This is a genomic window from Streptosporangium sp. NPDC001681, from assembly GCF_040298085.1.
Classification (GTDB): Bacteria; Actinomycetota; Actinomycetes; order Streptosporangiales; family Streptosporangiaceae; genus Streptosporangium.
In genome coordinates, this window is record NZ_JBEOZN010000127.1 from 21,597 (window position 1) to 27,796 (window position 6,200).

At 65.5% G+C, this 6,200-nt stretch carries 4 protein-coding genes and 2 tRNA genes; 4 read left to right on the plus strand and 2 right to left on the minus strand.

The features are described from left to right. Positions 1-64: 64 nt before the first annotated feature. From ABT130_RS38240 to ABT130_RS38255, 4 genes are all read left to right on the plus strand, one after another. Complete coding sequence (locus tag ABT130_RS38240) at positions 65-1,111, plus strand: YlbL family protein (protein ID WP_350964072.1); 1,047 nt, start codon at positions 65-67, stop codon at positions 1,109-1,111. Between the two features lie 339 nt (positions 1,112-1,450). Beyond that, the gene (locus ABT130_RS38245) at positions 1,451-4,372 is read left to right on the plus strand and encodes a UPF0182 family membrane protein (RefSeq protein ID WP_350964074.1); all 2,922 of its coding nucleotides are present in this window, start codon (positions 1,451-1,453) and stop codon (positions 4,370-4,372) included. Between the two features lie 77 nt (positions 4,373-4,449). Further along, a tRNA-Met gene (locus tag ABT130_RS38250) sits at positions 4,450-4,526 on the plus strand. Between the two features lie 324 nt (positions 4,527-4,850). Further along, positions 4,851-4,927, plus strand: a tRNA-Met gene (locus ABT130_RS38255). A gap of 114 nt (positions 4,928-5,041) precedes the next feature. Here the strand turns inward: ABT130_RS38255 and ABT130_RS38260 are convergent. Both ABT130_RS38260 and ABT130_RS38265 read right to left on the minus strand, forming a co-directional pair. After that, positions 5,042-5,287 carry a hypothetical protein gene (locus ABT130_RS38260; RefSeq protein ID WP_350964076.1) on the minus strand — a complete coding sequence of 82 codons (246 nt, stop codon included), beginning with the start codon at positions 5,285-5,287 and terminating at the stop codon, positions 5,042-5,044. Between the two features lie 53 nt (positions 5,288-5,340). Further along, positions 5,341-5,751: a hypothetical protein gene (locus ABT130_RS38265; RefSeq protein WP_350922020.1), complete on the minus strand. Its 411-nt coding sequence runs from the start codon at positions 5,749-5,751 to the stop codon at positions 5,341-5,343. Positions 5,752-6,200 lie beyond the last annotated feature (449 nt).

Here is a 6,200-nt window from a genome sequence, read left to right on the forward strand (position 1 = left end):
GCCCGTCGGCGCGGCGGCGTCCGGGTGCGGTTTCATGACCTGTCGTACGGCATAGGCTTTGTCCATGTCCCGACGAGCCCTGACTTTGATGGTGGCGGGCTTTCTCACGCTCATGCTCGCGCTGGTCGGCGCCGTGCTGCCGGTGCCGTACGTCGTGCTGAGCCCTGGGCCGACCGAGAACACCATCGGTGAGGTCGACGGCAAACCGGTGATCAGCATCGAGGGACACCAGACGTATCCGACCGACGGCAAGCTCAGCCTCGTCACCGTCGCCTATCAGGGCGGCCCCGGGACCAGAATCGATCTGTTCAGCGCGCTCAGGGGATGGATCGATCCCACCATCGCGGTCGTGCCCGAGGAGACGATCTTCCCTCCGGCGACCACCGCCAAGGAGGTCGAGGAGCAGAACACCCAGGAGATGACGAACTCCCAGGACGATGCGACCGCGGCGGCGCTGACCGAGCTGAGGATTCCCTACAACTCGATCGTGACCGTGGGCTCCACGGAGAAGGGCATGCCGGCCGACGGGAAGTTCAAGGCCGGTGACGAGATCGTCTCGGTGGACGGCACGCCCGTGGCCGATCGGGAGACCGTCTCCTCCTCCGTTCGCAAGCACAAGCCGGGCGAAGAGGTCAGTTTCGTCGTCAACCGTGGCGCCCAGAGCCTGACCATCGCCATCCCTACCGTCGCCGGTAAGGACGGAGCACCCATCGTGGGCATCACCATGCGGGTCGGCTACAAGTTCCCCTTCGAGGTCAAGATCAATGTTGGCGACGTCGGCGGGCCGAGCGCGGGGATGATGTTCTCCCTGGGCATCGTCGACAAGCTCACCCCGGGGTCGTTGACCGGCGGCAAGTCCATCGCGGGGACCGGAACGATCACCGCGGAGGGCGACGTGGGCCCGATCGGCGGCATCCAGCAGAAGATGGTCGGTGCCAGGAGGGCCGGTGCGACGGTCTTCCTGACCCCGGCCGAAAACTGCGCCGAGGCGGTCAGAGCGATCCCGGACGGGCTCAGGCTGGTCAAGGTCGAGACGCTGCGCCAGGCCGTTCAGGCGATCGACTCGATCCGCACCGGCTCGGGTTCCGTGCAGAGCTGCCCGACCGGCTGACGCCGGAACCGGGCCGGATGCCGACCGTGCGCCAGGACGTCACGGTGCACGCGATCCGCGCTGGAGGGGCGGCTCCGCGGGCTCGACGGCGAGGTGAGCGTGATGTCCGATTTGCAAAGAAAGTTGAATTTTCGGGTCTGGAGTTCGTCATGGGGCACTCATCAGGACCCTTGCGCGTTGCTACCGATGGACCCGATACCAGCGGACTGTTGTGGCCGGACCGTGCCCGAAAGGCTAAGCGCGCCCCAACTCTCGCCGGTGTAGGTTTCCAGACACGGACCGTGCTCTTACGACAAGGGGTTGGCCTTGAGCTTCCGGACCCCCGGAGCCGGTAGGGCAATGCGCTTGCCCCGCCGGCCACGACTGCTACTTCCCGTCGCGATCACTCTGGTCGTGATAGTCGCGTTATTCTTCCTCTTTGCTGGCATTTTTACCGACTACCTCTGGTACGAATCGGTCGACTACACGGCCGTCTTCTCCGGCGTGATCGTTACGCAGATCCTCCTGTTCGTCGTCGGTGCGCTGCTGATGGTCGGCATCGTCGGCGGCAACATGCTGATGGCGTACCGCATGCGGCCGATGTTCGGCCCCGGGATGTTCGGCGGTGCCAGCGGTGCCGACCGGTATCGGATGGCCCTCGACCCGCACCGCAAGCTGATCTTCCTGATCGGTGTGGCGGTGCTCGGCCTGTTCGCGGGATCATCCTTCTCCGGTCAGTGGAAGACCTGGCTGGAGTTCATCAACGCGACGCCGTTCGGTGAGACCGACCCGCAGTTCGGCTACGACATCTCCTTCTTCATGTTCACCTATCCCTTCATCCGGATGGTGCTGAACTTCCTGTTCGTCGCGGTGGTGTTGTCCGCCCTGCTGTCGGCGATCGTGCACTACCTGTACGGCGGGTTCCGGCTCCAGTCACCCGGCGTGCACGCCTCGCGCGGCGCCCGGGCGCACCTGTCGGTGCTGCTCGGCATCTTCGTGCTGCTGAAGGCGGTCGCCTACTGGTACGACCGGTACGGGCTGGTCTTCTCCGATCGGGGCTTCAGACACGGTGCCTCGTACACCGACGTCAACGCGGTGCTTCCCGCCAAGAACATCCTGGCGATCATCGCGCTGATCTGCGCCGTCCTGTTCTTCGCCGGGGTCGTGCGATCCGGCGGCATGCTGCCCGGCGTCGGCTTCGGCCTCCTGGTGCTCTCGGCCATCCTGATCGGCGGGGTCTACCCGGCCCTGGTCGAGCAGTTCCAGGTCAAGCCGAACCAGCAGGGCAAGGAGCAGGAGTACATCAAGCGCAACATCGACGCGACACGAAAAGCCTACGGCGTGGACGACGCCGAGGTGATCGACTACACGGCTCAGGGTGACCCGAGCAAGGTCAACGTCACCGCCGACAGCTCCATCTCCGGCGTGCGCCTGCTCGACCCGAGCCTGGTCGCCAAGACCTACCAGCAGAAGCAGCGGATCCGCGGTTACTACGACTTCCACGAGCCGCTCGACGTCGACCGCTACCCCGACGCGGACGGCACGATCCGTGACACCGTCGTCGCCGTACGAGAGCTCACCGGACCGCCGGCGGAGCAGAACAACTGGATCAACCGGCACCTCGTCTACACCCACGGCAACGGTTTCGTGGCCGCGCCCGGCAACGAGGTCGACTCCGAGGGCCTGCCCAACTTCGACGCCAAGGACATGCCGGTCACCGGCTCCCTGGTGGAGCGGACGAAGCTCAAGGAGTCGCGGATCTACTTCGGCGAGGCGCCCGCTTCGACCCAGTACGTCGTCGTCGGCGGCGGCGGGGAGAAGCATCAGGAGCTTGACTACCCCGAGAGCGGCGGCACCGGCCAGAAGAACACCACCTACGACGGCAAGGGCGGGGTCCCCGTCGGTTCGTTCATCAACAGGATGCTCTACGCCGCCAAGTACGGCGAGATCAACCTGCTGCTCTCCGGAGACATCAACGCGAACTCCAAGATCCTTTACGAGCGCAACCCGCAGGAGCGCATCGCCAAGGCGGCGCCGTTCCTGAGCCTGGACGACAACCCCTATCCCGCCATCGTCGATGGCAGGGTGGTCTGGATCTCCGACGCCTACACCACTTCCAACGCCTACCCGTACTCCCAGAGCAAGAGCCTGGAGGCGATGACGCGGGACACCATCACCGACCCGCGCCTGGTGGTGCCGCAGCCGCGTGACCAGATCAACTACATGCGCAACTCGGTGAAGGCCGTGGTCGACGCCTACGACGGCACCGTCAGCCTGTACGCGTGGGACGAGAAGGACCCCATCCTGCAGACCTGGCGCAAGGCCTTCCCCGGCATCATCAAGCCGCAGACGGAGATGTCGCCCGACCTCAGGCAGCACCTGCGCTACCCGGAGGCGCTGTTCAAGGTCCAGCGTGACGTGCTCTCCCAGTACCACATCTCCGACCCGAACGCCTTCTACAGCGGCCAGGACTTCTGGAACGTCCCGAACGACCCGTCCGGCGACCGCGACACCAAGCAGCCGCCGTACTACCTGTCGGTCAAGATGCCGAAGACCTCGGCGCCCTCGTTCTCGCTGACGACCACGTTCGTGCCGCGCCAGGGGCCCAACCTGGCGGCGTTCATGGCCGTGGACGCCAACCCCGGACCGGATTACGGGAAGCTGCGCATCCTGCGCATGCCGTCCAACACCACGATTCCCGGACCCGGCCAGGTGCAGAACAACTTCCAGAACAAGTTCTCCGGCGAGCTCAACCTGCTCGGACTCGGCCAGGCGAAGGTCCGCTACGGCAACCTGCTCACCCTGCCGTTCGCCGACGGCCTGGTCTACGTCGAGCCGGTCTACGTGGAGATCGCGGCCGCCTCCGGCCAGGAGCCGTACCCGATCCTCCGCCGGGTCCTGGTGGCCTACGGCAGCAAGGTCGGTTCGGCAGACACGCTCAAGGGCGCGTTGGAGCAGGTCTTCGGCAACGGCACCCAGAGCACGCCGCAGGGCGAGAACACGTCCGGTGAGGCGAAGCCGGAGGAGGCCAAGCCCACCACCGAGCTGGCCAAGTCGATCGACGAGGTGCAGAAGGCGTACGACAAGGCGCAGAAGGCGCTCCAGGCGAGCCCGCCGAACTGGACCGAGTACGGCACCGCCCAGCAGGAGCTTGAGAAGGCGCTGGGCAAGCTGAAGGACACCGCCGAGACAACGGGGGTCACCCCCAGCCCGTCACCCTCGGCGACACCGTCCGGCACACCGGCTCCGTCGGCGACGCCATCGCCCCAGCCAAGTTCCTAGGGGGGCCGATACAGGGGCCCAGCGCTATTCGATTCGCGTCCACCTCCAAAGCCGGGTATGGTTCATACATACACCGACGCGGGGTGGAGCAGCTCGGTAGCTCGCTGGGCTCATAACCCAGAGGTCGCAGGTTCAAATCCTGTCCCCGCTACCAACGAAGATCCCGGTCGCCGGAAACGGCGACCGGGATCTTCTGCGTTTCCCCGGCTTCTCCTGAACCGGGGCCGGGAGGCCGGCCGCGTAACCCTCGCGCGGGGTCCACAGCCGGCGTAAAGCGTTCACCGCTCAAGCTCTGGTGCCCCGTCCGTGCGCGAGGTGGCGGGTGAGGGCGATGCCTTCGGCCACGGCCGTCCTGACCTGCGTGATCACACTGCGACCGGGTCATCCGCGAGCGGGGGGCGCGGGATAAGTCAACCCGCGTCCCCGCGCCGATTTGCAGCCGGAGGGGAATTGCGGCTAGTGTTCAAACACACACCGACGCGGGGTGGAGCAGCTCGGTAGCTCGCTGGGCTCATAACCCAGAGGTCGCAGGTTCAAATCCTGTCCCCGCTACCAACGAAGGCCCTGATCTCCTGGAGATCAGGGCCTTCTGCGTTTCCGTGACTGCTCTGCCCAGTGCCCCTGGTCGCTGAAGGGCGAGGAGGGGGCCGGGGCCGACCTGAGGCGCCATCACGGAGCCGTGGCTCGTCCGGCCCCCACCCGGCGATGCCGTGGAACGAAATCGGGCTTGGCGCGACGCACCAGCAGGCTCGCCTTGTAAAGAGCCCAGCAGGTGAGGAAGGCCCCGAAGGAGACCTGCCCGACCCACGTCCATGCCGAGGTCTCGACGGCCGCGAACATCACTACACCGGTCCAGACGAAGCCGAAGACGCCCACGAGGGTCGCCGCAGCCCAATTCAGCCCTCGCTGCAACATGCCTGGAGTCTTACAGATCTCGGTTCAAGACCAGGTCAATGACGTGGAACGCCTCATCGGGGGATGCTACGGCTTGTGCCGGCACACCTGCGTGTGCGAGCCCCTCCGGTGTTCATCGGGGTGGTTCCGAGAGGATTCTCCTCAAGATAGGCCAGCAGCATGGCCGCTGTGTGGGCGTCTGCCAGGATCCGGTTCACCTCGTCCTCGGATGTCGGGAGCTGACCACGCTTGGCGAGCTCGTCGGTGAGGAAGGTCAGCGGCTCCGGGTAGCCGGCCGCCTCCGCGGCGACCGTTGCCCGAGCCGCGGTGAGGAGACGCAGGTAGTAGGCGCGGAGGGTCGCCTCTCGCATGCGTGCGTCTTCAAGGTCGTTCAGCAGAGACCTGGCGACTCTCAACAAGTCACCTGGGTGATCGGCCTCCGCGTCGATGTGCGCGCGGATGTCGTCGAACTCCGAGCGGGTCATGGTGCTCACCTCCACGGCGGAGTCAGGATCCTGACCCTCGCGCCTACTTCGTATCCAGAGTCGATTGCGAATGGCTTGACGTCTGGTTGCGCACTTCGACTTCCTATGACTGTTTGGGACGCGCGAGCCCCGGGGATGGTTGGCAAGTTGTCTCTGTGACGTGAGAGTCCTGGTAGTGTTCTTCTCGCAGGGCAACGAGCCCCCGGATCCAGAATCTCCCGGGTGGGCGGAGTGCCCGGCAAAACCCTCTCGCTATCCCGACAAATCGGGCGTGTCTGCATGAGTTGGACATCGACCGGATGTTGGAGTAAGTTAGAGGGGTTGCCCTGGAGACAGGGTGGTCGCAATCCTAGCGGATTCGGCGGGTCTGGGTCGATGGTCGGGAAGCCGACAAGTTGACACAAACCCGGCAGATCCGATAAGATGGTGACACGGAATGGAACGCCCCG

What these genes read in the sequence shown, in the direction of transcription:
- ABT130_RS38265 (WP_350922020.1), bottom strand. Translation starts at nt 5,751, where the DNA reads ATGACCCGCTCGGAGTTCGACGACATCCGCGCGCACATCGACGCGGAG.
- ABT130_RS38260 (WP_350964076.1), bottom strand. Translation starts at nt 5,287, where the DNA reads ATGTTGCAGCGAGGGCTGAATTGGGCTGCGGCGACCCTCGTGGGCGTC.
- ABT130_RS38245 (WP_350964074.1), top strand. Translation starts at nt 1,451, where the DNA reads ATGCGCTTGCCCCGCCGGCCACGACTGCTACTTCCCGTCGCGATCACT.
- ABT130_RS38240 (WP_350964072.1), top strand. Translation starts at nt 65, where the DNA reads ATGTCCCGACGAGCCCTGACTTTGATGGTGGCGGGCTTTCTCACGCTC.